We start from the raw sequence: 26899 nt of genomic DNA on the forward strand, positions 1-26899 counted from the left end.
CATTTCTATAAAAATTATTGAGGATTAAATAAAATTATGAGCAAAAGACACTGATTAAGAGCCAGTGTCTTTTATTTATGTAAGTATAACCGAGGATTTTTCGTACCTTTAACCTATCATCTCTTCTTTAGCATCTTTCTTTTTTTGACGGTGACCACGTGTTCTCCAACCTATATATCCAACAGTAATTATCACAAAGCCAGTAAAAAGCAGCGATTGATAGTCTTTAATTGTTTTAATTGCAGTCTCAGTGTCACCATTATAGAAGTGACCGATACTCAAAAACAGAAAGGTTGTCGGAGCAATTCCAATCATGGTTAGTAATGTATACAAGCGAAGATTCATATTCGACACGCCAGCTAAGAAAGGAATAACATTCCCTAAATGAAGGGGACTTGAAATTACTATACTCCAAATACCATATTTGCTAAAATTAGCTTTGGCTTTTTCCAGCCCTGCTCTTTTCGAAGGACTTAACCTGTTCTCCAAGGAATTTCCTAGTTTGTATCCAATAAAATAAGGAATATAACTACCTACAGCATATAGAAAGCTTCCTAATATTGAGATCCCACCAATCTCAAACCAGGACAAATCTAAAATAAAACCTACTGTTACAATGAAAAATGTTCCAATAAAGGGAAATGCACTCCCTTCAATAAATAGAGAAAGAAGCACACCCCAGATACCCCAATCTTCTACAAGCCTCAATATTGTTTCCGTCATACTTTTCACTCCAACTATTTTTTAATGTATTTAAGTATAGAGAAACCTTAAATGCTTAAACAGCCGCCGAAGAAGCAATTTTAGCTACGCCTTAGGTCGTAGAAGTAGGTACATAAAAGCTTGAATCATACACAGCTATAGGAATGCTCAATATCTTTTTTTGCTCCAATACATAAATAAACTCTCTCAAATATCATGTGAATTGGGTGTCTACCTACAACAACTGGATCATCTAACCAAGTTGCACCTGTATCCTCCATATCGTCTATAAAGGTAGCATACTTTTTATATGTACATAAAGGTTTATTTTATTAACTAAATAGACGTTCTGTCATTTGATTTTACATAGTCTAACATGCTGTAATCTTAACTTGAGGTAGCATGAAAACAAAAGTTTCTAGAGTACTCCCTATCGCAAAACTGTGTATTTTTCATTTGTAAAATACACGTACTAAAGTTTATATCTAATGATTAGTTATATGTAAAACTAATGTTAATTGTCTCAGAAATACATATGTTTGTTGTTTTTCCTCATAAAAAGGTTTAATTAACTTTTTGCTTTAGTGACATTAAAAGAATTTCAACAATTCGAAGAGAACTTTTAACTTTATACCTTTAATGTTTTAAAACAGAATCGAATTAGGTATTCGTAAAAGTATACTTTTACGGACTTTTATTTTATATAAGAAATCTATCATTTTTATCGTTCGTTTAAGTTTTTTTAAAATTACGAACGTTCTCTTTAATAAACACGCTTTTACGAACGTTTTTGTTAATATAAAAAAAAGAAAAAACAAAATGTGTATAAAATGGCTTCTTTGGTGTGCAAAAATTTGATATAAGCCCGCCAACAGCAAACCAAATGTTAGAAACTTTATGTTAAAATTAGGATAATAACAGTAATCTTGCTCAACTAACGGGACAGTAAAGTTGAACAAACCCTTTTTTTCAAAAAAGAATATTCTCTTCTCCGGGAATTAATACTCAAGGAAATTCTAATATAGGGGATGAAAAAGAATGAGTCATTTTTCTGAGTCGAATTGCCAAAGACTTAACTAATACGAACTTAGAAAGGTATTGGCCAAATTTTGAACTTGTTGCTTATGCATTGTACGACAAAAACAGTGTATTCTTGTTCAATCATCCTAGGTATAATAACATTCCTCCTAAATTATATAAAATTTTAAAATGGGAAGAACAGTTTGTGGGAAATACGATCATTCTATTTGATGGCTATCCTACGGCTATTGCTGATATGGAATTGTACGATGACTATGAAGGACTTATTTCAATATTGGTCCACGAATTATTCCACGGAAATCAGTATATAAAAGGGGAAAAACGCTTCCCTGATGAAATTCTGGGAATAACATATCCCTTAACAAAAGAGAATGTAGAAATTCGAAATCGGGAAAGAAAAAATCTTTATAATGCATTGTTGGAAACTGATATCAGTAAAAAGAAACAGTATTTAAATGAGTTTATCAGCCTAAGGGAAAAAAGGGCAGAAGGAATAAAAGAGCATCTAACATATGAAAATTTAATTGAATCCGTTGAAGGGCCTGCCTGGTACGTTGAAATAAAGGCTTTTTCAGAAAAATCTCTGCTCGCTAATGATTTGGTTTTAAAAAGATATGGAAAAAATCTAATAGACGTAGTTGAATCCACTTCCAATATAAGGAGGAGCTGTTATAGTTCAGGCTTATTTATGTGTTTGTTGCTGGATGAATTGTCACCTGATTGGAAGGAAAGTTTTTTTGGTACTAATGCAACACTATTTGATTTGATTAAACTTCTTAATATTGCCCCTCGAAAACAGGCAATTGAAGATGTTCAAATCAGCCTTGAAACAGAAGCAGCAGTAAATTTTACTGTTGAATCAAGGAAGAAAGAACTTGATGAATTCGAAGAACAGATAGGAACCCATCTTTTTATTGAAGGAGAAATTATTGCTTTATTTTTTGATCCGATGAATATCGTCCCTTTTGAGGGTAGGTTATTACATAAAAATTATATAAAAGTAAGGATAAATAACCAAGAATACCTTGTCCAACAACCATCCCTTACCTATTGTGCGGATGGATTGAAAAATATAAATAAATTACTTATCGTATTAAAGGATAAACCATTGGAAACTGGTGATTCACTTTTAATCACTGGTGTTGGAGAAATAATGGGGCAGTATACAATACAGGAAGATACTATCAATTTGTTTGTTAATTAAATTGTAAGGATGCACTTTATAGGAAACAGGGTCCCTTGAAAACAAATGTATTAATGTCCTTTTTTGTTGTTCAAACGGGTGCTTTAGTTGAATAAGCAAATCCTTATATAATTAGGAAGGAAGAACGTAATGTGTAGTAAAAGAACATTCCCTTTAATTTCTGGCTTTCTTTCTCTTGATTTGGTAAATACAGAAGTTATAAGTCATGGTCGTCGCCATGAATTACTGGTTCATGAACAAGATCTTTTAGACTGGCTTCATACAATGTATGAACAAAATCCTTCTCTTGATAGAGATATTTTAAATATATCCGAGGATGAAGCAACTGAAATATTACCTCATATTCATGAGTTTCGTTTTACACTAAGAGAAAATTTCGAAAGAATAGCAGATGGGAATTCCGTTAATAACAATTGGATCTTAAACTTAGAAAAAAATATTGAGAATGCACCTTATGTATATCAATTTGAGTCGGGTGAACTAAGAGAAGTTCCTAAAGGTAGCAAACTAAATAAAATTTTATCGCTCTTATCATTAGATGCTTTGCGTTTGATTACTGATGGTAAGCTACAAAAGATAAAAAGATGCAGTAACCCTGATTGTGTGCTATTATTTATTGATTTAACAGGTAGACGTAAATGGTGTTCAATGAAAATATGTGGGAATCGAAAAAAAGTAGCTCGCTTTCAGCATAAAAACAATAAAAAGACTTGAATTCTTAAATTGAATTCAAGTCTTTTTTATTGTGGTCACGAACTAACCTATAAAATTAAAATTGACAGGTTAGTTTTAAGAGATGTAAAATAAATGAAAAATAAAAAGGAGTGAAACATATGAGTGTCACAGGTTCAGTTCATCCAAAAACAGAAGGTACAGCCATACCTAAAAGGAGTTTCTTTTCAAAAATGGTTACTAATACAAAAAGTCCATTAAAGATTAATCTTAAGGATGCTTCCACAGGATTAATTGGAGGACTTATTAGCATTCTAGCTCTAGGATTATTGACAGACATGACTCCAACGCCCTGGTTGATGGCGCCATTTGGAGCAAGCTGTGTATTAGCATTTGGTGTATGGAACGCACCTTTGTCTCAACCACGAAATATTATCGGAGGACATTTAGTTGCTACTCTTGTGGGTTTAGTAATATATCATGCATTTGGGAATAATGCTTGGACTTTAGGATTAGCTGTTGGTTTAGCAATTGCGTTGATGATGCTTACTAAGACGACGCATCCTCCCGCAGGAGCCGATCCAATTGTTGTTATCTTAGGTGGGGTATCGTGGAGTTATATTATTACGCCCGTTCTAATTGGATCTTTACTTATTGTACTTGTAGCCTTAGTCGTAAATAATTTACGAAGTGATAGAGCTTATCCAACTTTTTGGTTGTAAAGGAGGAAGAAAATTAATAATGGAACATTATATTTTCAATCAACTAAATTTTGCGCGAGAAAATACAATTAAACTAGTTTCCCATATGGATGATACTTTTACAGAGATTATCCCAGCCGGGCTAAATAATAATATAAAGTGGAATCTAGGCCATATATATGTTGTACAAGAAAAATTTGCTTTTTCCTTTGCTGGAGAAGAAATAAATATACCGGAACATTATAACAGTATATTTGCACCCGATACCAAGCCATCAGAATGGTCCATAGAACGACCAAGTTTAATTGAACTGTTAAACTTATTAACACTACAAAATCAGCGTTTGAATCTTGTACTACCAAAAAGATTAGGCGAAAAGAGCTTACAGCCATACATAACCTCTACGGGTCTAAAGCTAACGTATATAGATGAGTTTCTGAGTTTTTGTCTATATCACGAAGGAATGCATTATAATGCTATTAAAAATATCAAATCTATTTTAAGTTAACTGTAATAATATGTTTTTTTATATGGGATTAACCCTAAAATAAACACAATTCATTTTTTATAGAAAAGGTTTTAATTAGTTCTAGAATCAAACTCATGGTAACCAAAATCGAAAAGAAAAAGCCTGTATCTCCTTAGATACAGGCTTTTTCCCAACCCACTTTTAAATGATTATTCACTTAAAAAACAGCGTTTGAGGAGAGAGATAGTTACTTATTTTAAATTTAAGGTTACTTCCTTATCTAGATATGGAGATATAAAAGTTACTGTTTGTTCATTTTCCCATTGTGCATCATAGGCTCCTAAAACATTTAAATCGCTCGTATCTGTACCTCGTGTCATAACATGAAGAGATTCTTGATTTAGTCGCTTTTTTACCAAGGGGAATCCGGTTTGTTTATAAAAGTCATAATAATGGTTAGTTTCGCCCAGACTCCAATTAGAATAGCCAATAACAAGTTTTTGTGTAGTATTAGGCGAACTTAGATAATAATAGTCAACTTTATTATTATAAAAGAATAGGAGCCACCCAACGGTTGCTATGGGTGCAATAAAGAATGGCCCAATTACTCCCCAAAAAACTTTAGACTCTTTTGTTTTGCTAATAGCTATAAGGACTATGTATAAATAGATAAAGTGTAATACAAATATCAAAAAATATATCGAAACACTTGAGGAGAAAACGTATAGATTATTTAATACTAAAAGATAAAAGAATAAATCTATGGCAAGTAAGATAATAGCTAACACTTTTAATATATTCTTTTTATTTTTATATTTCATTGGCTATAAATTCCCCTTATTTTGTTGTAGCAGAGAATAAGAAAAAAGATTATTTTTATAGTGAGAAACAAGGCTTAATTCGTAATAAGTTAGACTAAAAAGTGCAAAGAAGCCTACATACTTAACAAGATTATATAGGCTTCGAGTAATTAACATTAATGATATGTATCGTTCCAGTCATATTATCTTAATAAGCGCTCCATCTTTTCTTCTGTTTCGTTTTCTTGACGAGGTTGATAAACGGTTACTTTTAATTCAGGTGCATCATATACTTGGAGCGTAATATGATCCATAATCATTTCTCCTACCACAGGATGAATAATTGTTTTCTTTCCACAAGGCGTACCTAAAACTTCATGATTAGACCACCACTCGTAAAAATGAGGACTTTCCTCGCTAAGCTCACTGATAATGGTTTTAAACCACTCATCCCCAACGAAACGTGTATAAGCTAGACGAAATTGAGCAATCAGTCGTTGAGCATGATCTTCCCAATTTTGAAAAAGATTTTGATATTCTTTGGAGGTAAAGCAGCGCCACACCGCATTCCGATTTCGCTCATCCATCTCATTAAAGTCCCCAAAAACCATCACAGCAGCCTTATTCCAGTCTACAATATTAAGTTTTTCATCTGTTACATAGGCAGGGCAATGACCTAATTGGCTTAAAAGATTTTTTACAACACGATCTATATTTTTCCTTTCATTCTGTACGGTTGTAGATGGAAGTGGGTGATTACCTAATAAAAATAAGTGCTCCATCTCCTCTTTATTTAATTTGAAAATACGTGATATTGCTTCTAATACCTCAGAAGATACTTGTATATCTCGCCCTTGTTCTAGCCACGTATACCAGGTTATTCCGATGCCTGCTAGCTGCGAAACCTCTTCTCTACGTAGTCCTTTGGCTCGTCTCCTCGGTCCAATAGGTAAATTAAAATCTTTTGGAGACAAGCGTTCTCTTCTTATTTTAAGAAAATCCCCTAATTCTCGTCTTCTTTCTTTATCGCTTAACATGATGTGACTCCTTCTTATAGATAGTACTTTTAATACTAGTATAACTAGACTCCTATTACCATTATAATCCTTATTTTATTATCTAGGTAAGGGAGGTGAAACAGATGATAGTAAAAGATAGCGAAAAGACATCTGATATACCCAAAGGTTTAGTTCTTCTAATGGCTACAGTTTGTGGATTTACAGTAGCAAATGTCTATTTAAATCAAACTCTTTTAGTTAGCATGTCTTCCACTTTTCATGTCTCTGCGGCCAGTATAGGCATTATAGCTACCTTAGCCCAAATTGGATATGCACTAGGAAATCTCTTGTTAGTACCATTAGGAGACATCTTCGAACGAAAAAAATTGATTTTGATTTTATTATTTCTTATATGTATCATTCTGACTTTAAATGCTTTATCCACTAACAGAACATGGATGATGGTTACAAGTTTAGCATTAGGGATTGTAACCGTTGTTCCTCAAATTATTGTTCCTTTGGCTGCTAATATAGCTTCAGATAATAATAGAGGAAAAGTTTTAGGGAATGTAGCTATTGGGTTAGTTTGTGGCATTTTAGGCGCTCGACTTGTTAGTGGTTTTATTGATGTTCATTTCGGATGGCGAATGGTGTATTGGGCATCTGCTGTGACTACACTTTTTATGATTTTTTTAGTTTACGCCTACTTTCCAAGAAGTAAAGGAACGAATGTAACCAATTATAAACACTTACTCATGTCGTTAGGTCCGTTATTTATAAAAGAAAGAACTCTACAAAAAGCATGTTTGAGCCAGGGAATGATGTTTGCTTCCTTTAGTGCATTTTGGACCGCCCTTGTCTTTTTATTACATACACACCCCTATTCGTATGGAAGTGACATGGCAGGGATAATAGGTTTAGTAGGAATAGCTGGAGCTTTTGCTACGCCTATTATCGGGCGTCTAATTGATACAAAAGGAGCAAAGTTTGCAAGCCTTTTGTGTATATCTATTTCCTTAATTGCTTTTATAGGTCTTGTGCGGGGAGGATACTGGTTACCCGGATTAATTTTAGGAGCCCTCCTAATAACGATAGGAACTCAAGCTAACCAAGTTGCCTGTCAGTTTACTATTTTCCAATTAGGACAAGAAAAAAGAAGTCGATTAAATGGGTTATACATGGTCTCCACATTTTTAGGGGGTTCCCTAGGATCTTATATGGGTTTACTTGCATGGAGTAAATGGCAGTGGCACGGAGTATGTGCAATAGCAATACTGATGATAACAATCAGTTTTTGTTCTTTAATCCCAATAAAAATTCCTAAAAAAACGATAGGAAATTTAACGAATAAGAAAGGAAGTAATATTTAATGGGAACCTATACAGATAGCTTTCAACGAGGATTAGATATATTAGCTAAGATTGATCCAGAGAACTACAAGGATATAATAGCTGGCTTTGAACATTCAGTTCTTCCTGATTTAGGAACTTTAGCTGTAGAGTTTAATTACGGGCAAATTTTCTCTAGACCAGGGTTAGACTTAAAGTCACGTCTTCTTGCTACAGTGGCTGGTCTAACTGCATTAGGCAATACGGAACAGTTAAAATTTTATATTAACGGGGCTTTGAACGTTGGTTGGACAGAGGAAGAAATTTTAGAAGCAATGTTACAGATGGTCATTTATGCAGGATTCCCTGTAGCCTTAAATACTATTTTAACAGTAGCCAATGAAGTGTTTTCCGAAAGAACAGAAAAGAATTTTTCTAAATGAAAAGGAGAAACAAAATGATTATTGATAGCCATGCACACGTAGTTTTACCTATAGAGAAGCATATTGAAATAATGGATACGAGTGGGATAGATAAAACAGTATTGTTTTCTACCCTTGTCCATCCAGAAAAAAGCAACAATTATAAAGAATTCACAACGGAAATGAACAAATTAAATCAAATTCTCAATAATGAGGTGAATCCCCTAGAAGCACGCCTAAATGCCCTTGAAGAGTTAAATGTTGCTATTAAGCAACACCCGGATCGATTTGTTGGGTTTGGTTCGGTTCCCCTTTCTTCTCCCGATGATCCCATCCTAAATGAATGGGTAGAGAAACTCGTTAAAGAACAAAATATGAAAGGTCTTGGAGAATTTACTCTTGGTACAGGTCAAATTAATCTGTTAGAACCTATATTTAAAGCAGCAAGTGACTATAAGTCTTTACCTATCTGGGTACATACCTTTCATCCTTTAAATTTAAAGGATATTCAGGAATTATTTCTTCTGACACAAAAATATGAAAATGTACCGGTTATATACGGGCATATGGGCGGGATTTATTGGTTGCAAACGATAGAGATGATTAAAGAAATTAAAAATGCTTACTTAGATATATCTGCATTTTATACAACCTATGCATTGTCCTTGGCTATAAAGGAAATACCCCAGAGAACGTTATTTAGTTCAGATTTTCCATACGGAGATCCATATTTAAATCTACAGGCTGTTAAACGTCATACATCCAGTCAAGAAGTTGCAGACAGAGTGTTAGGTGGGAATATCTCTAAGCTCCTAAACTTATAAACTGAGTACCTTCTGTTTGCTATTGTTTAGTCTGGAATAACTATACTAATTTTTGAAATTATTTTCTGTCTTAAAATAAAAAATCAGCCAAATAATATATTTGGCTGATTTTTTTAGCAAAATTACACCACTAGAATTACATTTCCTCATCCTGAATTACTAATTGCATTTGGAATATGTCTGATTCTGAAATACCTAACTTTTGTAATTCATCTTGTAGGGTCATTCCCTCATCAATTTTTATTTTCCTTTTCGTACCGTCTCTTAATGTATAGATTCTAATGTAACTCATTTAGTTGTTTCTCCTTTGGTCATTAAGAAAATATATATTATTATAGTTTTTTGGTTCTCACTAAATAAGGGCTTGCTAATTGCTCTTAATTAAGCTTTATTCCAGTCAACAGCTTCTATACTTTTCCTCCATTAATTTAAGTTTTTCACAAGTCTCTGTAGAAAGGTATTCATTAACTTCAATATGTAAAGCTTCAATTATATTTTTTTCTTCCTCTTGTGGTAAATGTCCATCCCATAAGTCTTGGGGAAAATATATCTCGTTAGAATGATGAGCACACTGATAAATGAAATAATAAATAGTCCATATTAGCACGCTGATCGGTGTTTCGTATTTATCTGAGCATTCGAACATGGCTACAAAATTAAAACAACCATAATCCCTCTCCTCATCATTACATAAAGTGTACAGTTCTTCCCAATCTATCACACTTCCTGATATCCAATCGTAACCCATATTTATGATACTTCTAAATTGTTCAAAGGCTTGATTATAATTTCCACCTTTGAATTCATTCTCAAAATAATTTAATGTCTGTTCAGCATATGCTAAACATATTGCTACCCTGCTATTAATAGTTATGTTCATAATATCTCTCATAAGTCTGCTAAAACCTCCCCATAGAAACCTAATTTCAACTAATAATAACATTTATAACCTGTGATTTATTTCTCTTCACAGGGACTTTTCTTTAATAACAGTGATAAAAACTACAAACTTACTTAAAAGAATTAACTCCATTTCAACCAATCTTTATTTAAGAGTCACAAATAGCAATAACCAGAAAAACTTTAGAGTTTTTATTGAGGAGAACTTTCAATGGATGATAGGCAGCTACCAAACAGAGTCGTTACTTGTATAGACATGAAAAGCTTTTTCGTTTCGATTTCACCTGTCATACGGGGATTAAATTCGTTGAAGACAAGGCTTACTGTGGTAGGAGATATCAAACAGTCAGAATCTGTTTTGCGAGCCGACACACCCTTATTAAAGAAAGAAGGGGTCAAAATAGGAAGTTGTCTTTTCGAAATTCTTCATCTGTTCCATTAATTTTTTCTCTTCATTATTCGTTGGTTTCTTATTTAAGTATTTATGTTCAAAATAATCAATACGACTAGAAGGTCCAAAATCAGATGAATTCCAATTGTTATAGCAAAAATCAATTTTTAACTGTCCTTGAGCATTTACAATCATATTTATTGAAAACCATTTTTCTTGATTATTTTTAATAAACACTTCTTGCAGGTCATTAATAAGTTTAAATAATTCGTGAATTTCTTGATCATATTCTCTTTCTTCTACAAAATTGTATAAATCCGGTATGTCATGGGAATATATATATTCGTTTGCTTTACCTTTTTCTTTAAAAAAGAAGAAAACCCCTCCTTCTCCATTCTCAACTTCACCATTAAAATAGAACTCTTCCCAATCAACTGGAATTATATCATTTACTTTTTGTCCAATTTGTTGATAGATAGTATTTAACTGTTGTTCAAAATTCATTTGAATTTATCCCCCTCCTTTATTTTTTCCTTTTCGTAACGTCTCTTAATATAAAAACCTATTTTTACACACTTTGTAACTTATTCCTGAATAATAAATAGGATTTTTAGATTTAATTTCTCAAATAACCAATAATGCCACCAAAGACTCCTATTGCAAGTGAAATAGGAACAGCAGCTATTCCCCCATAAGCAACCGCAAACCCTAAACCGTCTGCAACTGATGGATCGTCAGTTATGTGATTTGCTTGTATAGTAACCCAAATTAGTAAGGCACCAACCATTACAACAAAAGAAATAATAGTAGTCAGTAAAAATGCGCTGAAAGCTTTAATCATAGATTCCCCTTCACCCTTATTCATGTAGAGTATTTGTTCTTCTTATTGTACCAATAATCGGGAAAAGATTCCATTGAATAAAGAACGTTTGTTCGTATATAATGAAGAACAAACGTTCTTTATTGAGGAGTACTTTCAATGGATGATGGGCATCTACCAAACAGAGTCATTATTTGCATAGACATGAAGAGCTTTTTTGCTTCGGTTTCCTCTGTCATACGGGGGCTAGATCCGTTGAAAACAAAGCTTGCGGTTGTAGGAGATATCAAACGGTCGGGATCTGTTGTGTTAGCTGCCACACCTTTATTAAAGAAAGAAGGAATCAAAACCGGCAGCCGTCTTTTCGACATTCCTAAAAGGAAAGATATCCATGTGGTGAATCCATCAATGGAGAGATACATCAAAGCATCGAACTATATTTCTAGTTTGGTGTTACAGTATGTGGCTCCTGAAGATTTCCATGCGTATAGCATTGATGAGTTGTTTATTGATGCTACAGCTTCTTTGCATTTATTTGCTCGAACACCAGAGGAGCTAGCTCATCGAATACGTAATGAGATCTATCGCAAAACAAGACTCACAGCTACCGCAGGAATCGGTCCTAATCTCTTACTGGCTAAAGTCAGCTTAGATCATGAAGCGAAGCATAGCTCAACAGGGGTTGCTTATTGGCGATATGAGGATATTCCCTTTAAGTTATGGTCGATTCATCCAATGAAGGATTTCTGGGGGATCTCGTCAGCTACGGAAAGACGCTTACACCGTTTAGGCATCTATACCATAAAAGAACTGGCTCTTTCTTCGAAGGAGATGTTACAAAAAGAATTTGGCATCATGGGAGAAGATTTGCACCAACATGCCAATGGGATTGATTTTAGTCGCATTTCCGATGTGTACATACCTAGTTCTCGTTCCTTTGGGAAAAGTCAGATTCTATTTCGAGATTATACGAGCCGAAAAGAAGTGGAGATATTACTATTGGAACTCTTAGATGATGTATGTTTCCGATTACGGATGCATCAAGTGGTGGCTCAAACGGTTCATTTATCTATTGGCTACAGCAAACAAACAGGTGGAGGCTTCTCAAGACAAAAGAAAATGGGGAGAGCTTCGAACTTAAGCCAAGATATTTTTCCTTATTGCTTAACCGTCTTACATACCTACGATAACGGAATGCCGATTCGCTCCATTGGGATTTCCTTATCAAACACAAGCATTCAAGAAGAGGAGCAAATGAGCTTATTTGAGGATATCGATCAACGTGAAAGAGCCTATGCTCTTGCGAAAACGATTGATGACATTCGGCTGCGTTATGGAAAAAATAGTGTGCTACGGGCTTCAAGCTATCTGGATCATTCAACAGCTCGTTATCGAAACGGCCTTATAGGAGGCCATAGAGCTTAAAGGAGGAAATATCATGCATCACGATAGAAGGATGAAAAAATGGAGAGCTTTCGCAAGCATGCCAGAGCAATACATAGGATTACAGGAAGTCATAAACAAGCAACTAGAAGTACCTCAACCTCTTTTAACAGAAGAGGAAATGGAACAAATCAATTTCACCTTGATTGAAGCCTTACATACAAATCAACAAGTATACCTTACATATTATAAGAACGGGCAACGTATAACCGAAACAGGATTCATACAATTTGTTGATTCCCTGGGGAATTTGTTTGTTTTTATCGATGAAGTATTTGAATTAAAGAACAAAATGAGGTTAAGTGAACTAATTAATGTTCGTTTTGCTTAGTTCTTGAAATTTAAGTGTACGGAACCATTCCTGTAATTGGGCAACAAAGTTTTTTATTGTATCTCTAATTTATTACAGTGAACAAGCGTATCATCTACATTAAAAATTAGTGTTTGTCTCTGCATTTCTTTAAGGCCCTTCTATGATTGGTATATGGATAGTATATGTAGAAAAAATAATTAGAGAGAACCTTCTGCTATATTAAACAGAAGGTTCTTTTTATGAGGTAAGAAGCCGTGGAAGCTTCTTATCAATAAATATACTGGTCAAAATTTTCTCTACTCATATTTATTTTGAAACTAGAGGCACTTAACCCTGCACGACTTATAAGTCGCTCAGTGCTTTCGTCTTCTTTAGGTATACTAAGTTCAAGTCCTTGTATAGTGAAAGGGTCATACATATACTCTGTTAGGTCACTTCTTACATCTGACATCATATACACCTCTGTTATTCACGATCATTGTCTATATTTTCTTGTATATTACTTAATATGTTTTTCGTATTAGTTATTTCGTTTAAACGTTCTAACTCGTGCATGTTAGTAGAGGTTGGATTATTTAAGTGTAAATGCTTTGCATAATCATTGTCGAACCTTCCTAAATAATGTTTTTTACTATCTAATGGTTCATTGACACCAGATTCTCGCATAAAAAAAACCTCCCAAATATATTGTTTGATTTGAGTAAAAAAATATAAGAGGTAGTATAAGACAAAATGATTTTCCTGTTATAGATATTCCTTATGGATAATATTCCAATTTTCTTTTCCCACTAATAAAATTTTATAAGCACCAAAAAGTAAAGTAATTTTTTTCTTAATGGAAAGTATATAACTATAAAGCTTTAACAGGGGTGATCAAATGTTAACATCTGAAGAAAGTAAAAACGATGTACCACGTCCGCAACATTATTTAAAACTAATAAATGACACTGATAGAAAATTGAAGTTAGAGTGGAAAGGGGATATAGATCAATCTAATGTTACTGTTCCATCAGAATTAAACCCAGGTGACGCTGATGAAAAAGATTCCAAAAGAACTAGTGATGCAAGTTTTATTGTAGATATTTATCGTTGGAAAGATAGCTCTTATATTTATAGTGGGCAACTAACAGAACATGTGCATGGCAGAGTGTATAGTAGTGAAGAGACCTACTATTTAAAATTAGAGTCATTTCCTGACAGAAATCAAATTCAGTTGATAAAAAAATCAGAAGTAGATGAAACTGAACATACCATAATCAACACTTTTTCAGAAGATGAGTGGTAATATAATCAAGGTCTTTTCTTAATGAAAAAGCTGCCAAGCAGGCAGCTAACAATCCAGCTCTAATTCTCTTTCAAGGTTTTGCGTTGCCAGGAGGCTTATTGGTTGGAAAAATTGCTTTTTCCACGTCTTCTGCTGCGATTACTGGATCTACTGTATTGCTATTTGGTTTGCCCTTCTGACTATTGCCTTTATCGCGTTTCTGACTCATTTTTAGATCTCCCTTCAAATTTAGTTACATTGTTAAGATGAGTTAACAAGTGGAAGCTTATTCAAAGTCTTAATTAATGTATTAACGCATTACCTGAAGAATTCAGTTGAAAAAGAGAAGGATTTCCCTTCTCTTTTTTTAATTCAATCTTGTTTTCACTCTTTTTAAAACTTGAGGCATCTGATTTACCAACCTCTCGCTGATTCTCCTTACGTTCTACTTTAGACGTTGGGACATCTTTCGATCTCTCGTCCATTTTATGAAAAATATAAGCCACTAGGACAACCCCCAGCATATAAAAATCGAGCTTAGCTTACATCAATACCTACTCCTCACCTACTGCAGTAAGGGTTCTTTGTTATTTTTCGAGTGGACAGGCAAACTTACTGCAGTAGCTACATAGTATCTAAATAATTACGACTTCATTACGTAATCAGTAGCTAGTTCAGTATCGATACCGCGTTAATACAAGCTGTATACGCTTCGTGAAGCCCTTCATCAAATCTGTAAGGGAGCTGAGCCGAAGAGGCGAAGGGGGCGACCGGATGCGTTGAGCTGAAATAATGCATAAACCAAAGGCAAAAAATTAAACGAATGAAAGTTGGTATCAACATGAGAAAATCTCATTATATTACTTTTCGAAACTTCTTCCATAAACCATCCTTTAAACCCTCAACAAAACCTCGTCCTTTTAACGCTTATTCGTTTGTTCCTTTTAGTCCAGTTGCTCTGCTAGACCCCACTATTCTTACCGTAGGAGGAATTGTTTTAGGAATTGCCTTCATTGAACAGATATTAAATCGATGGGGTGTAATAGACCTTGCCGATCAGTTTAAAAAAGTGATGCGGTTTATCTTGCCTGTCGCCTTTTATGGGGGCTTATCTTACTTCTTTGCGACATTTATGTTTTGAGGAGGGTTTTAGATGTTTGAGAAACTAAAATTGCGTGGAAAGCTTATTAAAGCGTTTCGTACGGCAGAGATTTACCGAGTGATTAGACGAGGAGACCGTACCTCCTATCTGTTTCCAAAAATTCATCAAATTGATAACCATCATACGTACACTCGGTACGCCTTTTCCTTACTAAATGGCATTGATCCTGAACTTTTAAATAAAAAAAGATGGGCATTACGACAAGTATTAGGCAGCAACATCGAGATAAATGGCAGCCTAAAGAATTTTAGCATCACCGTTCATCACAAAAGCCTACCTAAAATGCTCAATTATAGGTATGAGGTCATTCATCCTCATATTGAGAAAATGGAGCTCCCAGTATGCATTGGTCAAGATATCTATGGAAGCCCCGTTTCGTGGGACTTTGCGGATTTAGAAACGTTACTGATTTCTGGCGAAATCGGCGCTGGAAAAAGCAGTCTCATGCGTGTCATTCTAACAACGTGGGTGAAATATGCCTCTCCTGAAGACTTACGCTTAGTCTTAGTAGATCTCAAACGGGCAGACTTAGGGTTATTTCATGGAATCGATCATGTAGACGCGCTTTGTTTTGAAGCGAAAGATATGAGAAGACCTTTTGCCTTGTTACGAACTGAAATGTATCGACGGGGCGATTTACTGTTAGAGCATGGTGTGACTCATATCAGCAGGCTTCCTTTTAAGCTGCCTCGGATTGTCGTGGTTGTAGACGAAATGAGCATAATCAAGCGAGAAACAGATCTCGTAGAGATGATCCAACAGTTTGCGAGTCAAGGCCGTGCGTTAGGCGTTCATACGATTATTGCCATGCAGCGCCCGGATGCGGATTTATTAAATTCAGCGTTAAAGGCTAACTTACGGGTACGAATCTCTGGAAGGCAGGCCGATGCCACAAATGCAAAAGTAGCCGGGGTACTAGGGGCAGAAGAAATCGATGCAGCAGCCAGAGGCCGCATGAAAATCAAAATTGATGAGGTCAAAGAGTTTCAAGCCTTTTTCTTAGATGAAGAAGCTTGTAAGGAAATGCTTTCACCTTATAAAACGCGTGTGAAAGACCCTGAATCTAAACTAGAAGTTGTATCACCGCCCCTCTTTGGATTATTAGAGAAGGAGGAACAGCGATGAGTTTTCGTCTATCTCAGCGTGATAAAGACATCATTGGGTTTATCAATCAATTTCGGGCTGTAGATCGAGACTCATTAGTGGAACTGTTCTTTAAACAACTGAAATCACCCATAAACGCGTGTAATAGCGTGATGGTACGTTTATATCGATTAGGGCTCATTGAACGCACACAGCAGTATTCTCCGACGGTCTATTTGCCCATAGATGCGAAGATCAAAAAGAACTCTCAAAAAATATTACATTTCCTGTCCATCTTAGATGTCTATAAGCAAATGTGTACGTATAGTGCACCTAAACAGGTTATTGTCGAAGATAAGCCCACTGGACGAAAAGGAGGCATTGAACCCGATCTCTTTTGTATCTTTAAAGGATCGCCGTTTTGGATTGAAATTCAGAGAAATCAGTATTCTGAGCAGAAGATGCAGGCGAAGGTCAACCTCTATGAGGAGTTTCTCTTTTCGGATGAGTGGAATGACTTGCACTGGCAACCAGAAGGTCGACCACCTATCTTCCCTTCGGTCATTCTGATTACGCCTGTTCGGTATGCTGTATCTTCAGACCATATCCGTATTATACAGGTAGCAAGTATTCATGAATTGATGGAGAAATACAGAAGTTCAGCTAAACAGCAAAGAGATAGAAAACCAAGAACATCAGCTTCTTCTGGTGGAATTAAAATTAACTTAACATAGAGTGCTAGAAAAGTGTTTGTAATCACACCAAAATGGGCTACCTCAGAAGAATGAAAGGAAACCGATTTAGATAAAATCGCTAGGCTTAGATAAAGTCGAATAAATCCAAGCGTCTGCAGGAGATGAAACTGTCATACGCGAAGAAGGCGATGGATTTGCGGACTGGTATTGAGAAGGATTAATTCGTATAATAAAAGGGAATCAGTAGCAATACCATGGCGACCGAGGAGGTGAGCGAATATGAGTCTACGAGAAGAACTACTGGCACAGGAATATGACGAAAGAACAAAGCCGAGAGGATTCGTATACTTCACAGACGCTGATGGCCAAGTTGTCGCTAAGACTTGCCGTAAATGCCGCGAATTAAAACACGCAAAGAACTATCATTATAAAAGCGATGGATTCGGTCAACTTGGACCATACTGCAGAGCTTGCGTTTCTGTTCGCGACCGGGATTATTACGTTAAAAATAGAGAGCGAGTAAAACAAGTTAAAAACGCTTATTACCATAGGAAAAGATCTGAGCAACTTTCTTTTAATTTATTCGGCGATAACGAGTAGTATCACGGCGGCTAGTGAGGTCGCTTTTTTGTTTACACACTGATTAATTGTCAAAAATATCCATTAAAAGTGTTTGTGACATGTCTCAAGGGTGCCAGGACGAGGTAGGGATTCGGAGGAAGCTACGTAGGAGGCCCCCGTAAAAGCAGACGTTTTGAAGCGTTACGAAGATAAGATTAATTCATTGATTGAATACATAAAAAAGCAAGATGAGCGATTTGATAAGCAGGAACATTTTAACCGCGAATTAAAAACAGGCTTTTAAGCTATTACTAAAGCCTGTTTTTATATACTTGGAGAAACAAAGCCTCTAAAGGAATAAAAAAGAATTGTAATAAGCATATTTAAATATCCCAGAAATCTTCGCTCTTAATATTAGGATCGATCCGTCTTAATGCTTGTAATATCTTTTTCATTGTTCTTTGTGTAGGCAACCTTTCGGAGTTGTTTACTAAATCACCAATCGTACTTCTACCTAATCCTGACTTTCTTACAAGCCATTCTTGATTAATGTTTCTTTTATCAATCCATTTACCAAGTCTAGTTCGCCTTTTTCCTAACCCGAACATGATAGATACCCCTTTACTTGTTATTACTCTAGTTATGTCCAAATTTCGCTAAAAATAAAACGTTAAAAATGAGTCATAGTGGACAAGTCAGTACCATATCCTTTATTAAGACATCAAAATAAAACATAATAAGGAAAATAAGCAGAGGTTATTAAAATTTTTTAGAATAATGTCGATATTTTTGTCATAATCATATAGCATGAATACAGTTAAGACCGCCTTATACACTGATACATATTGGGCGGTCTTTGTTGTGAATATTCATAGATATATATAATTATCATAAAAAAAGGCACGCATTATAAAAATGCGTGCACACTAACAAAGAATCTTGAATATTAGATAATAGGGATATTACCTATGAAGAAAAAACCTATGAAAAAGGATTGCACCATTATTTTATCAAAGGAATACTTGCCATTGAATATGGCGATAACATCAATTTATTGGATGCAAATGGTACATATTGAGGAAATTAGTTACAATTAATATTATTTATTGAATAGTAAACCAGAATTTCAAAATAAAAGTTCTTATAATCAATAAGCCTATTTTTTTTATGGAAAACGTGTTCTTTTAGAATAAAAGATTATATACTTTCAGTGTAACGTTTTATTATTTGGAGAAAATTTTTGTGAGAATTCTTTTTTTATTGGTTGCTACTTGCTCTTTTGTAATGTTTAACAAACTCCTCATCCATTAGGTGTCCTGTACGCCTCACAAAATTAATGACCTTTTAAGCTTTCTCAAGGCTTGGTCATGTCTTTGTAACGCAATCTTTGGACGTAGCTACACCAATTAACCTTTCCATCTAAATCTTTCTTAAAATAATCTAATTTTTACCTGCATTCCCTGCTTGATTAAAATATTTAATCGTTTTGATATCCCCATTTTTAAACACAATAATCTTTTCATCTCCATGAAAGGACACTTCTTTAATCTCTTTTTCATTGTCATCTTCGGGCTCTTCGATTGAATGAACGAGACAATGGACGGCTTGATCTAACTTTCTATCAGCCGTATTTAAAAAGGATACATTCAGGCCTGAATTTGCAAGAAACCCTCGATGCTTTTCCAATTCATCACACGCCTTTTGAATGTATTCAATCGCTTTTTGTTTATTATTCATCTAGTAGACTCCTATACCCTTATTTTTAATATTCATAGACAACCGGAACTTGGTCCATTTTAATAATCTTAGCCACCACATAACGACGATAGCCGTCTTTTAAGACCTTAGATTCTTTATCAATCGTTAAGGGTTCATCTAGATAACCAGTACGCTTCACAAATTCAATAACTTTTTGCATTTTTTCGGGGTTTGATCGTGTTTTTAGGAACTCTTCAGGCACCACAATTTTATCGAAACCCGCCACATCCTGTGTCCCTTTTGGCTGAGTGGGTAGCTGTTTCTTTTGTGGCCCAACCTTTTTCCCTGGAACAGGCGCTTCTTTCGCTTCTGACATTAACTTGAAGCTTTCTTAGATAATTTTGATTTTTTAACGTGGGATAAAATAAGGTGTAAATCATTTATAATCTAAAGAAACTAAGCTTTTAGCAGCTGAGTTTCTTTAAATAAATACTAGCTTCTCTATTTACTTACCGAACAATCTAGAAATAAAGCCCTTCTTTTCATTTGTAATAGCTATTTGCTCTTTAATTGTCTTAAGTTCTGTAAGTACTTCCTTCAATTGTTCCTCTCTTTCATTTAATTCCTTTTGAAGCTCTTTTTCACGAGCTTCATTTTTCTTCTGTTGTTCTACATAAGAATTTTTTATTTCAGAAAGCGTTTTTTCGTTATCCTCTTTTAAAGACTTATCTTGTAGTTGTAAAGTCTGTATTTGGCCAAGTGTGTTTTTCATGGTTATTTCCTGGCGTTCCAAGTACTGAGACATTATAGTTCTTATTCGTTCTTCTATCCGTTCCTCTTGTAAGAGTAAGTGTCTTGCAAGAAAATCATCTATCCGTTCCTCTATTTTTTTACTTAGTCGTTCCTCTATTCGTTCCCCTAGACTGGCAATTATTCGATTTTCTACGTTGCCAAGTTCATGTCTCAATTCATGGATTACATCTTTTAGGATAAGATCGTGAACTTCTTGTTGGGCTTTATCACGATCATTGTCTCGTAAATAAGAAGATATTTCTTTAGTGTCTCTATCTATGGGAGCATAGTCATTTGCAATTATTTCTGCTACTTGAGACTTTGTAATATTTGGTTGACTTAAAAGGGATTGAAATTTACGTAATGCAATTACATCGTGTTCCGTGAACGCCCGATTATCGCGATTTTTTCCATCCTTGACCTTTAGAAATTTGTATCCGTTTTTTTCTAGTTCTAAGCACCATTTTCTTAGATAACTATCACTAATCCCTAATGATTCAGCAACTTCCCTTGTCCAATATGCTTTTGGTATTTTGTCACTAATCCCGTTCCACTGTTCTTCATTCATAATTAGTTTCCTCTCCTTTTTTGCTAAAATAATATAGCCTTTATGAAAACACTTATTATGTTCTTTAAACGTTATGCACTGAATATTATTTTGACCATCGATGAATATTCAAATATGTAAAAACCTTTGTTAAAAGAAAGAACGATTCCCATTCTTCCGTTCCATTGTATAGATATGAAATAAAACATAAGAGAAAAATGCGTTCCAATTCGATGGAATCCTATCTATATGTCCAAATTTAGAAAAGTTGGAACTATTCCCGTTCCAATATTCTATTGACAGCTTCCTAATACAAAGGATAAAAACGTAGCTAAATCTACTATATCTTTTATATTATAAATTAAATTTTATATTAAAAATACATTTTGATAAATCATTTTATGTAATTCGACTAACTCTTTTGGCTCTATTAACTTATATAATTCCCCTGTATTTCTTCTGATCTAGAAAGTATTTTATATTTTAAATAAAAGGAGCATACTTAAAAAGTTGAATTTTTATCGTGAAATTATTTTCCTAGCTTGAATACACTACGATAGAAAGAAATTGTAGAGAGATTTAAAATTAAAGTAATATTAAAGCGTTCCAAATTAAGCACTTACTATTTGTATATCTTTTTATTATTAAATTTACAACATTATTATAAAGGAACAACATCCGTTCCACTATTCTGCCTTTAAAATTAGTGTCCTTTCTTTCTTCAATAAAAGAAACTATCCTTTATAAAAAATACTTATCATGTTTTCTAAACGTTCTATACATACATTCTTTTACAAACGACAAGTTATTTAAGCATGAAAAAACATTGGTTTATAAACAGGAACACTATCCGTTCCATTGATCCATTTTAAAAATTAAATGCAGTATATAAAGGAAAAAAAGTGTCTTATTTAGTAAAAACCAACTCTATATATCAAGGTTTAGGGAAGTTTTAATTTTTATCATGGAACGGTTCCCGTTCTGACGTTCTTATAAAGTTATAACACATAAGAACACGAGAATACTGCGTTCTAATGAGTTTGTCTAATATGCATAGTGTATCTAATTGATTTAGTAATTTATTTACCATATATATTTATTTATATAGTAGATACTTTTTATTTTCCTAAGAGGATTCATCGTTAGCCAGAGGAATAATGAGCTCTAAAGTAATATCCTTTCTTTCTTCGATAAAAGAGGACCTGTTGTATAAAAATATTTTTCATGTTCTCTTAACGTTCTAAGCTGGTAATCATTTTTATAAGTGATGAGTTATTTAAATATACCCAACCATTGATTTATAGGCAAGAACGGTTCCCGTTCCAGTAATCCATTTATCAGATCAAGTGCGGTATCCAAAAGAAAGAAGCGTTCCTTTTTAACTGAAATCTATTCCTATATATTAAAGCTAAGATAAGTTGTAATTTAAATATGGAACGATTCCCGTTCTACCAAATTTTGAACAAATAAGGACGCGATAATATTGCGTTCCAATGAACTTATATAAACAATTATAAAGTTAACGAGTTATCCTTTAGTTGAACTTGTTAACTTTATAATAATAAACATATAAGAAAAGAATTATTTTAGTTTAACTTAAGGTTAACTAAGTAACTGAATTCAACTGATATAAGAATTTACTTGGATTTCTCTTAGTATTAAATAAAGAAAAAATTTAAAGCTTCATATTAGACTGCCTCTAAATAAGTAAAAAAACAGATTTTTTGATCTGTTTTTTAAAATTCGCTTATCAAAGAGTTTAGGCGTGTATTATAAGAGAAACTCCGTGTTTCTATTCTGTGTATTTTATCCCTTTAAGTCTCATAAACAATGTTAAGGGGAGGGATCATATAAGCTCCACCTAAAATTCTAATATAATTAAGTATTTTCTTAAAAGAAGTGTTTATATAGTAATTACCTATATTCTATAAGATCTACCTATCTATTTAATAGTAGCTTAAGAATTTTAGTCTGTTACTTAACTAACCCCAAAAGAATACTTGGGTCCTATTAAGGTGTTATTTTTGATAATTATATACAACAGGAACTTTCTCCATTTTAACGGTTTTGGCCACAACGTAGCGACGATAGCCATCTTTTAAGACCTTAGAGCCTTTCTCGATGGTTAATGGCTTATCTAAGTGTCCAGTACGCTTCACGAAATCAACGACCTTTTGCGTTTTTTCGGGGTTTTGTCGCGTCCTTAAAAATACTTCGGGAACGATAATTTCATCAAAGCTCACAACATCCTGTGGCCATTTTGGCTGAGTAGGTAGCTGCTTCTTTTGTGGCGCAGCCTTTTGCTCTTCTTTTGCTATGGGTTGAGAGACAGGATCTTGTTTTTCTACTTGTTTGGCAGATTCACTGCTCTTTTGTGCCTCAGAAAGCGCAGAAGCCTCTTGTTTTGCTTCTTTTTTATCTTTTGACTCATTTGTTTCTTTATCGTTTTTATTCGGAAGAACGGTAATTTGAAAGAAGATAATACCAATTTTCCCAGGACACTCGTCAATGGAAATATCTAACGTAGGCTCTCCTTGAATTAAGATTTTTTCATGCATAATACTTTTCTTAGTGAGTCCGGTTTTATTAAAGGCTTTTTTGGCAATAAACACGGTATACGAAATAAACGTACTTTTCTTCAATCCTTTAGGTCAGACGGTGAACCTTTTTCACGCATATCAAAGGCAACGTAGCGATCGTATTCTCGTAACGGTCCTGTCGCAGAGCCTGTTAGGGTCATTTTATGTGGCATCGTAATTTTCTCCTACGTAGATGCATAGTCATTGTTTATTTAGAACATATATCTAAATAAACATAATCTATTAAAATATCAGCTTCTAAGGGGGTTCTATATTAAAAAATTAAGAAACTGATCCTTTTATCTTGTCATGTTGGTGCAGTAAAGCTTGTTCTTCTGGTGTTAAGGCTTGTCCTAGATCCTGTTTCAGCTGCGCCATTTCTAACGAACTGTACGTAGTACTGTGCTCTTGGAGTAAGGTTTCTTCTTCTGGTGTTAGTTCTTGCCCTAAGTCTTGCTTTAATTGAATCATTTCAAGCTGTTGATCCAGAGAAATAGCTGCTTCTTGTGTACACTTTTTTTGCTCCTGTTCAGCTTTTAACCAAGCAGGAACCAATTCCTTACGGATGATATGTTTAGGCGTAAATAATGCTGCTGTTTTAGCTTCAGTATGTATGTCTGACTCAGATGTTTGTTCTTCTGTATTCCCTTTTAGTAGATTGGAAAATTGATTGTAAGCAATTTGATAAACAAGACGGCACATTTCATCCAGTGAGAGGGTAGTACCCTTATGATTAGCCTCATGAACATATTTATCTAAGCCTACAATGGCTGTATAAGCGACTTCATGTACTTGCTCTTTCACAATCTCAATCTTTGTATCTCGTTTTACTGCTTTTGCAGCATTTTGAATACGAGCATAAAAGTCTTTTAGTTGATGACCATATTTCCCTGCGTACACATTATTTACTTTTTTAGGAACACCTTTGATATAAGCAAATGACTGTGAAGCAGATATTAAATGATTATTTAAATGCTTTTTAGGTAAATCAAGGTTAATAAAGGGGGACGATGTTTTTTCGTCCTCAAAGCTTGGTGTATCAACGTTTTCAGCACTTTCTGGACTTGTCACAGGAGTTGTCACAGGAGTTGTCATTTCTTCTTTTTGAAGCGTTTGAATACCTGTTGTATCGTGTGCAAAAAAGATTTCCTCACAAATTTGATCAAAATTCTTATGGCTTTTAAGGATAAACACATAGCTATCAGGATGAGCACCTGTTGTATCTTCTTTGATATAACGTGCCACAAGCATAAACGGTGTTGCCTTTAAAGACTTCACAAAACGAGAAACGGTGCTTTGAGATACCTCAAATTTTTGCATGAGTGTTTTTGAGTGAATCGCTTGAATGCCTGTAGCAACAAGGTTATAAATCACGTAATCTAACATTTCCATACGTTTTTTAGGGAATACTTTATGTAGGGCTACTTGTTGTTGTTTAAAGTAAGTACGAAGTGTTTCTAAAAACGCTTCTTTCTTTTTACGAAGGGTAGGTTTTTCTTTCCATAACCATGTGAATCGTCCATTGAAGGTATTTACATCTTGTAAATAGCAGGTAAAAATCTTTGTCATTTGTTCATCTTCTCCTTTAAGGAACACAAAAAAGACACTGTTTCCCTGAAGAAAGGAAAACAATGTCTGGATTTTGATGAACTAAGCCCTTGAAATAGATGTCAATTTCGTATAAAATAAAACCATAAGTTTTATTTTGTACAAAACTAACTCTATTAACAAGAGACTTCGACAAGTGTTTTCCCTAGTCGCATTAGGGGGAACGGTTTAAGAGTGTTAGCTGCACTACTTAAACAGTTGAAGTCTTTTTTCTATTCCGCACATTTTTGTTAATTCAATTATAGCGTTAAGTAGTCTTATAATTCAATAAAAAAATAGCAAAATATATCAAAAGAAGTATTTTTAACTACGATTGATCCTGTACTGCTGTAGGAATCACATTTATCATATATGATTTTTTTAGAATAGGGGAGAGGAAAAAAGATTCCTCTCCTCAAGTGTTTTAAAGTATGTTATAATGCTACATTTTTGATAAGGTTGAAGATTTTTTTATTAGTACACTTTCAATGATAATCGCAAATGGTTCTCCTGGGTAGGGTGATTTTTTGTAGTCCTTTTTTGTAAAGAGGGTGAGAAAAAATCACCCCATGCAGCATGTTAAAAATATGATAGGAGCAGTTTCTACTTCATGTAGAAGCTGCTTTTTCGTTGAACTGTGAGGGTGGAAATTGACCTATATCGTCGGCAATTTGTACATGCTTTTGGGTATTGTTAACGCCAGGTTGTAACTTTTTAAGTTGCTTTTTTAATTTGTTTTTCAACTCAATGGAAACAGTTTCTGTAATGGTTGTTACATTCTATTCTTTCCTTTACTTTACTTGTAATCGAATCTGATACAAATGTCAGGTATAGTATTACCAAGGCATCTCATTTTGTGTTCAATGATGTCATTCTAAATGTATTGGTAGGTGTTTTCGACGAGTGAAATCATTTGTCGCGTTTTATTCATCATTTTCATCTTCTCTAATCAATTCTTCAACATATCATTCAAGTTTTTCATTGAAATTACACAGCATTCCATCATCTTGATGTTGGCTTTAATTAAATTTTCAAGATGTCCTTCTCGGTCAGGTTGTTGGATAAAAATAGCTAATGTGAGAATCTCATTCTTTGAAAATTGCTATCGAGATTGATCATATTTCTTTGCCAACTCATTAAATTTTTTAACGGCAATAGGACTAACATTTATTATTTGAAGTTCTATATTTTGTTTGAAATTCTTAAAATACAGGTGCCTTTTAAAAAATAGGGAGAAGAGCATAAGGGGTTTTTGCTATCACAAAGTGTGATAGGCTAGGCAGAGCCTAGCAAAACCATGATATCATGCAAGATCTTCAAGGAACCCTCTCAGCGCACCCTCAAATTAAGGGACAGTCCCTTCACCGCACCTTCAGTAATCACAACATTTCTGTCAGAAACCCCTTCGCCGACCCTTCATAGTTGATAAATGTCCCCTCGAGAGTCACTTCATTTTGAAGTGTGTTTTGAAAAAAATAAGACAGAAGCAAGCGATCTTTTTTTATTTTTGTTCACACGTTCATGGTCAAAATGGCCATCTGTTTTTACTTACAATACAAGTGATTTACACGTACTTTTTTATCATGTATGAATCGATTTTTATTCTATAAACGATGACTGTTCCAAAAAAATGCAGGTTCACAGACCATCAACATTTATCCTTTTCATGGCCACAGCAGGTTCACATGAATTAGAAAAAGATGTTGTAAAAAAGAAAATGAAAAACTATGGAAAAGCTGATACAGAATCAAAAATTGCAATAAAAAAAGATGCGATTCAATACAGTGATGAAAGCATTCGGTCCTATGAAGATGAACAAAAAAGTTTGCAAGAAAAGATGAAAAAGTTGAACGGAAAAAAACAGGATTTGGTCATGTAATGAAAAAAAGAAGGGGGACTCAAA

General features: G+C 34.3%; 31 protein-coding genes. 15 read left to right on the forward strand and 16 right to left on the reverse strand.

Annotated elements, in window-relative coordinates:
* Window positions 1–108 precede the first annotated feature (108 nt).
* The gene (locus LIS78_RS29370; RefSeq protein WP_209152421.1) at window positions 109–723 is read right to left on the reverse strand and encodes a DedA family protein; all 615 of its coding nucleotides are present in this window, start codon (window positions 721–723) and stop codon (window positions 109–111) included.
* Window positions 724–1927: 1204 nt separating this feature from the next.
* Here LIS78_RS29370 and LIS78_RS29375 point away from each other — a divergent pair.
* From LIS78_RS29375 to LIS78_RS29390, 4 genes are all read left to right on the forward strand, one after another.
* Window positions 1928–2947, forward strand: coding sequence for a hypothetical protein (locus tag LIS78_RS29375; RefSeq protein ID WP_252285556.1), 1020 nt, complete (start codon window positions 1928–1930; stop codon window positions 2945–2947).
* Between the two features lie 129 nt (window positions 2948–3076).
* Window positions 3077–3661, forward strand: a complete 585-nt coding sequence (locus LIS78_RS29380) for a CGNR zinc finger domain-containing protein (protein WP_252285557.1) — start codon at window positions 3077–3079, stop codon at window positions 3659–3661.
* A gap of 119 nt (window positions 3662–3780) precedes the next feature.
* Window positions 3781–4341, forward strand: coding sequence for an HPP family protein (locus tag LIS78_RS29385; RefSeq protein ID WP_252285558.1), 561 nt, complete (start codon window positions 3781–3783; stop codon window positions 4339–4341).
* 19 nt (window positions 4342–4360) lie between these two features.
* A complete protein-coding gene (locus LIS78_RS29390) occupies window positions 4361–4828 on the forward strand; it encodes a DinB family protein (RefSeq protein ID WP_252285559.1) in 468 nt (155 codons plus the stop codon).
* Between the two features lie 212 nt (window positions 4829–5040).
* Here LIS78_RS29390 and LIS78_RS29395 read toward each other — a convergent pair whose 3' ends face one another.
* A complete protein-coding gene (locus LIS78_RS29395; RefSeq protein ID WP_252285560.1) occupies window positions 5041–5610 on the reverse strand; it encodes a hypothetical protein in 570 nt (189 codons plus the stop codon).
* A gap of 182 nt (window positions 5611–5792) precedes the next feature.
* Window positions 5793–6626: a helix-turn-helix transcriptional regulator gene (locus LIS78_RS29400; RefSeq protein ID WP_252285561.1), complete on the reverse strand. Its 834-nt coding sequence runs from the start codon at window positions 6624–6626 to the stop codon at window positions 5793–5795.
* A gap of 104 nt (window positions 6627–6730) precedes the next feature.
* On the opposite strand from LIS78_RS29400, the gene LIS78_RS29405 reads away from it, so the two are divergent.
* The 3 genes from LIS78_RS29405 to LIS78_RS29415 are packed head-to-tail and all read left to right on the forward strand — an operon-like array spanning window position 6731 to window position 9161.
* On the forward strand, window positions 6731–7957 hold the full coding sequence (locus LIS78_RS29405) for an MFS transporter (RefSeq protein ID WP_252285562.1): 1227 nt from the start codon (window positions 6731–6733) through the stop codon (window positions 7955–7957).
* Window positions 7957–8358: a carboxymuconolactone decarboxylase family protein gene (locus tag LIS78_RS29410; protein ID WP_252285563.1), complete on the forward strand. Its 402-nt coding sequence runs from the start codon at window positions 7957–7959 to the stop codon at window positions 8356–8358. The genes LIS78_RS29405 and LIS78_RS29410 overlap by 1 nt, the downstream gene beginning before the upstream one ends.
* Before the next feature lie 14 nt (window positions 8359–8372).
* A complete protein-coding gene (locus LIS78_RS29415) occupies window positions 8373–9161 on the forward strand; it encodes an amidohydrolase family protein (protein ID WP_252285564.1) in 789 nt (262 codons plus the stop codon).
* 136 nt (window positions 9162–9297) lie between these two features.
* Here the strand turns inward: LIS78_RS29415 and LIS78_RS29420 are convergent, their stop codons facing one another.
* The 4 genes from LIS78_RS29420 to LIS78_RS29435 all read right to left on the reverse strand — a co-directional run bounded on the left by LIS78_RS29420 (window position 9298) and on the right by LIS78_RS29435 (window position 11293).
* The gene (locus LIS78_RS29420) at window positions 9298–9453 is read right to left on the reverse strand and encodes a hypothetical protein (protein ID WP_252285565.1); all 156 of its coding nucleotides are present in this window, start codon (window positions 9451–9453) and stop codon (window positions 9298–9300) included.
* 105 nt (window positions 9454–9558) lie between these two features.
* The gene (locus LIS78_RS29425) at window positions 9559–10053 is read right to left on the reverse strand and encodes an Imm6 family immunity protein (RefSeq protein WP_252285566.1); all 495 of its coding nucleotides are present in this window, start codon (window positions 10051–10053) and stop codon (window positions 9559–9561) included.
* A gap of 387 nt (window positions 10054–10440) precedes the next feature.
* Window positions 10441–10956: an immunity protein YezG family protein gene (locus tag LIS78_RS29430; protein ID WP_252285567.1), complete on the reverse strand. Its 516-nt coding sequence runs from the start codon at window positions 10954–10956 to the stop codon at window positions 10441–10443.
* Window positions 10957–11068: 112 nt separating this feature from the next.
* Window positions 11069–11293, reverse strand: coding sequence for a hypothetical protein (locus LIS78_RS29435; protein ID WP_252285568.1), 225 nt, complete (start codon window positions 11291–11293; stop codon window positions 11069–11071).
* 138 nt (window positions 11294–11431) lie between these two features.
* Here LIS78_RS29435 and LIS78_RS29440 point away from each other — a divergent pair, with 138 nt between their 5' ends.
* Together LIS78_RS29440 and LIS78_RS29445 are read left to right on the forward strand one after the other, a co-directional pair.
* Window positions 11432–12697, forward strand: a complete 1266-nt coding sequence (locus LIS78_RS29440) for a Y-family DNA polymerase (protein ID WP_252285569.1) — start codon at window positions 11432–11434, stop codon at window positions 12695–12697.
* Window positions 12698–12710: 13 nt separating this feature from the next.
* Window positions 12711–13046 (forward strand): YolD-like family protein, encoded by a 336-nt coding sequence (locus tag LIS78_RS29445; protein ID WP_252285570.1) that lies wholly within the window; start codon window positions 12711–12713, stop codon window positions 13044–13046.
* 447 nt (window positions 13047–13493) lie between these two features.
* Here LIS78_RS29445 and LIS78_RS29450 read toward each other — a convergent pair whose 3' ends face one another.
* A complete protein-coding gene (locus LIS78_RS29450) occupies window positions 13494–13694 on the reverse strand; it encodes a hypothetical protein (RefSeq protein WP_075422738.1) in 201 nt (66 codons plus the stop codon).
* A gap of 211 nt (window positions 13695–13905) precedes the next feature.
* Between LIS78_RS29450 and LIS78_RS29455 the strand changes: the two genes are divergently transcribed.
* Window positions 13906–14313, forward strand: coding sequence for a hypothetical protein (locus tag LIS78_RS29455; protein WP_075422737.1), 408 nt, complete (start codon window positions 13906–13908; stop codon window positions 14311–14313).
* A gap of 70 nt (window positions 14314–14383) precedes the next feature.
* Here the strand turns inward: LIS78_RS29455 and LIS78_RS29460 are convergent, their stop codons facing one another.
* Both LIS78_RS29460 and LIS78_RS29465 read right to left on the reverse strand, forming a co-directional pair.
* Window positions 14384–14521: a hypothetical protein gene (locus LIS78_RS29460; protein ID WP_165351633.1), complete on the reverse strand. Its 138-nt coding sequence runs from the start codon at window positions 14519–14521 to the stop codon at window positions 14384–14386.
* A 73-nt stretch (window positions 14522–14594) separates the two neighbouring features.
* Window positions 14595–14798 (reverse strand): hypothetical protein, encoded by a 204-nt coding sequence (locus tag LIS78_RS29465; RefSeq protein WP_162245039.1) that lies wholly within the window; start codon window positions 14796–14798, stop codon window positions 14595–14597.
* A gap of 335 nt (window positions 14799–15133) precedes the next feature.
* Between LIS78_RS29465 and LIS78_RS29470 the strand changes: the two genes are divergently transcribed.
* The 4 genes from LIS78_RS29470 (at window position 15134) to LIS78_RS29485 (ending at window position 17832) form a co-directional block, all read left to right on the forward strand.
* The gene (locus LIS78_RS29470) at window positions 15134–15433 is read left to right on the forward strand and encodes a hypothetical protein (RefSeq protein WP_252285571.1); all 300 of its coding nucleotides are present in this window, start codon (window positions 15134–15136) and stop codon (window positions 15431–15433) included.
* 12 nt (window positions 15434–15445) lie between these two features.
* Window positions 15446–16579, forward strand: a complete 1134-nt coding sequence (locus LIS78_RS29475; protein ID WP_252285572.1) for an FtsK/SpoIIIE domain-containing protein — start codon at window positions 15446–15448, stop codon at window positions 16577–16579.
* Complete coding sequence (locus tag LIS78_RS29480; protein WP_252285573.1) at window positions 16576–17271, forward strand: hypothetical protein; 696 nt, start codon at window positions 16576–16578, stop codon at window positions 17269–17271. The genes LIS78_RS29475 and LIS78_RS29480 overlap by 4 nt, the downstream gene beginning before the upstream one ends.
* Window positions 17272–17511: 240 nt before the next feature.
* The gene (locus tag LIS78_RS29485; protein WP_252285574.1) at window positions 17512–17832 is read left to right on the forward strand and encodes a hypothetical protein; all 321 of its coding nucleotides are present in this window, start codon (window positions 17512–17514) and stop codon (window positions 17830–17832) included.
* A 344-nt stretch (window positions 17833–18176) separates the two neighbouring features.
* On the opposite strand, the gene LIS78_RS29490 is transcribed toward LIS78_RS29485, so the two are convergent.
* From LIS78_RS29490 to LIS78_RS29515, 6 genes are all read right to left on the reverse strand, one after another.
* A complete protein-coding gene (locus tag LIS78_RS29490; RefSeq protein ID WP_095380539.1) occupies window positions 18177–18401 on the reverse strand; it encodes a helix-turn-helix domain-containing protein in 225 nt (74 codons plus the stop codon).
* An 832-nt stretch (window positions 18402–19233) separates the two neighbouring features.
* Window positions 19234–19530 carry a hypothetical protein gene (locus tag LIS78_RS29495; protein WP_252285575.1) on the reverse strand — a complete coding sequence of 99 codons (297 nt, stop codon included), beginning with the start codon at window positions 19528–19530 and terminating at the stop codon, window positions 19234–19236.
* A 25-nt stretch (window positions 19531–19555) separates the two neighbouring features.
* Window positions 19556–19867: a ParB N-terminal domain-containing protein gene (locus tag LIS78_RS29500; RefSeq protein WP_252285576.1), complete on the reverse strand. Its 312-nt coding sequence runs from the start codon at window positions 19865–19867 to the stop codon at window positions 19556–19558.
* A gap of 129 nt (window positions 19868–19996) precedes the next feature.
* Window positions 19997–20851, reverse strand: a complete 855-nt coding sequence (locus LIS78_RS29505; protein ID WP_252285577.1) for a coiled-coil domain-containing protein — start codon at window positions 20849–20851, stop codon at window positions 19997–19999.
* 1997 nt (window positions 20852–22848) lie between these two features.
* A complete protein-coding gene (locus LIS78_RS29510) occupies window positions 22849–23388 on the reverse strand; it encodes a ParB N-terminal domain-containing protein (protein WP_252285578.1) in 540 nt (179 codons plus the stop codon).
* 303 nt (window positions 23389–23691) lie between these two features.
* Window positions 23692–24978, reverse strand: coding sequence for a replication protein (locus LIS78_RS29515; protein WP_252285579.1), 1287 nt, complete (start codon window positions 24976–24978; stop codon window positions 23692–23694).
* Window positions 24979–26626: 1648 nt separating this feature from the next.
* On the opposite strand from LIS78_RS29515, the gene LIS78_RS29520 reads away from it, so the two are divergent.
* Window positions 26627–26875, forward strand: coding sequence for a hypothetical protein (locus LIS78_RS29520; RefSeq protein WP_252285580.1), 249 nt, complete (start codon window positions 26627–26629; stop codon window positions 26873–26875).
* Window positions 26876–26899: the final 24 nt, after the last annotated feature.

The organism is Priestia megaterium (genome assembly GCF_023824195.1).
GTDB lineage: Bacteria > Bacillota > Bacilli > Bacillales > Bacillaceae_H > Priestia > Priestia megaterium_D.

What these genes read in the sequence shown, in the direction of transcription:
- LIS78_RS29490 (WP_095380539.1), bottom strand. Translation starts at nt 18,401, where the DNA reads ATGTTCGGGTTAGGAAAAAGGCGAACTAGACTTGGTAAATGGATTGAT.
- LIS78_RS29420 (WP_252285565.1), bottom strand. Translation starts at nt 9,453, where the DNA reads ATGAGTTACATTAGAATCTATACATTAAGAGACGGTACGAAAAGGAAA.
- LIS78_RS29515 (WP_252285579.1), bottom strand. Translation starts at nt 24,978, where the DNA reads ATGACAAAGATTTTTACCTGCTATTTACAAGATGTAAATACCTTCAAT.
- LIS78_RS29510 (WP_252285578.1), bottom strand. Translation starts at nt 23,388, where the DNA reads ATGCATGAAAAAATCTTAATTCAAGGAGAGCCTACGTTAGATATTTCC.
- LIS78_RS29370 (WP_209152421.1), bottom strand. Translation starts at nt 723, where the DNA reads ATGACGGAAACAATATTGAGGCTTGTAGAAGATTGGGGTATCTGGGGT.
- LIS78_RS29410 (WP_252285563.1), top strand. Translation starts at nt 7,957, where the DNA reads ATGGGAACCTATACAGATAGCTTTCAACGAGGATTAGATATATTAGCT.
- LIS78_RS29505 (WP_252285577.1), bottom strand. Translation starts at nt 20,851, where the DNA reads ATGAATGAAGAACAGTGGAACGGGATTAGTGACAAAATACCAAAAGCA.
- LIS78_RS29460 (WP_165351633.1), bottom strand. Translation starts at nt 14,521, where the DNA reads ATGAGTCAGAAACGCGATAAAGGCAATAGTCAGAAGGGCAAACCAAAT.
- LIS78_RS29395 (WP_252285560.1), bottom strand. Translation starts at nt 5,610, where the DNA reads ATGAAATATAAAAATAAAAAGAATATATTAAAAGTGTTAGCTATTATC.
- LIS78_RS29390 (WP_252285559.1), top strand. Translation starts at nt 4,361, where the DNA reads ATGGAACATTATATTTTCAATCAACTAAATTTTGCGCGAGAAAATACA.
- LIS78_RS29415 (WP_252285564.1), top strand. Translation starts at nt 8,373, where the DNA reads ATGATTATTGATAGCCATGCACACGTAGTTTTACCTATAGAGAAGCAT.
- LIS78_RS29485 (WP_252285574.1), top strand. Translation starts at nt 17,512, where the DNA reads ATGAGTCTACGAGAAGAACTACTGGCACAGGAATATGACGAAAGAACA.
- LIS78_RS29480 (WP_252285573.1), top strand. Translation starts at nt 16,576, where the DNA reads ATGAGTTTTCGTCTATCTCAGCGTGATAAAGACATCATTGGGTTTATC.
- LIS78_RS29450 (WP_075422738.1), bottom strand. Translation starts at nt 13,694, where the DNA reads ATGCGAGAATCTGGTGTCAATGAACCATTAGATAGTAAAAAACATTAT.
- LIS78_RS29425 (WP_252285566.1), bottom strand. Translation starts at nt 10,053, where the DNA reads ATGAGAGATATTATGAACATAACTATTAATAGCAGGGTAGCAATATGT.
- LIS78_RS29475 (WP_252285572.1), top strand. Translation starts at nt 15,446, where the DNA reads ATGTTTGAGAAACTAAAATTGCGTGGAAAGCTTATTAAAGCGTTTCGT.
- LIS78_RS29440 (WP_252285569.1), top strand. Translation starts at nt 11,432, where the DNA reads ATGGATGATGGGCATCTACCAAACAGAGTCATTATTTGCATAGACATG.
- LIS78_RS29430 (WP_252285567.1), bottom strand. Translation starts at nt 10,956, where the DNA reads ATGAATTTTGAACAACAGTTAAATACTATCTATCAACAAATTGGACAA.
- LIS78_RS29500 (WP_252285576.1), bottom strand. Translation starts at nt 19,867, where the DNA reads ATGTCAGAAGCGAAAGAAGCGCCTGTTCCAGGGAAAAAGGTTGGGCCA.
- LIS78_RS29405 (WP_252285562.1), top strand. Translation starts at nt 6,731, where the DNA reads ATGATAGTAAAAGATAGCGAAAAGACATCTGATATACCCAAAGGTTTA.
- LIS78_RS29470 (WP_252285571.1), top strand. Translation starts at nt 15,134, where the DNA reads ATGAGAAAATCTCATTATATTACTTTTCGAAACTTCTTCCATAAACCA.
- LIS78_RS29495 (WP_252285575.1), bottom strand. Translation starts at nt 19,530, where the DNA reads ATGAATAATAAACAAAAAGCGATTGAATACATTCAAAAGGCGTGTGAT.
- LIS78_RS29380 (WP_252285557.1), top strand. Translation starts at nt 3,077, where the DNA reads ATGTGTAGTAAAAGAACATTCCCTTTAATTTCTGGCTTTCTTTCTCTT.
- LIS78_RS29445 (WP_252285570.1), top strand. Translation starts at nt 12,711, where the DNA reads ATGCATCACGATAGAAGGATGAAAAAATGGAGAGCTTTCGCAAGCATG.
- LIS78_RS29385 (WP_252285558.1), top strand. Translation starts at nt 3,781, where the DNA reads ATGAGTGTCACAGGTTCAGTTCATCCAAAAACAGAAGGTACAGCCATA.
- LIS78_RS29400 (WP_252285561.1), bottom strand. Translation starts at nt 6,626, where the DNA reads ATGTTAAGCGATAAAGAAAGAAGACGAGAATTAGGGGATTTTCTTAAA.
- LIS78_RS29520 (WP_252285580.1), top strand. Translation starts at nt 26,627, where the DNA reads ATGCAGGTTCACAGACCATCAACATTTATCCTTTTCATGGCCACAGCA.
- LIS78_RS29455 (WP_075422737.1), top strand. Translation starts at nt 13,906, where the DNA reads ATGTTAACATCTGAAGAAAGTAAAAACGATGTACCACGTCCGCAACAT.
- LIS78_RS29435 (WP_252285568.1), bottom strand. Translation starts at nt 11,293, where the DNA reads ATGATTAAAGCTTTCAGCGCATTTTTACTGACTACTATTATTTCTTTT.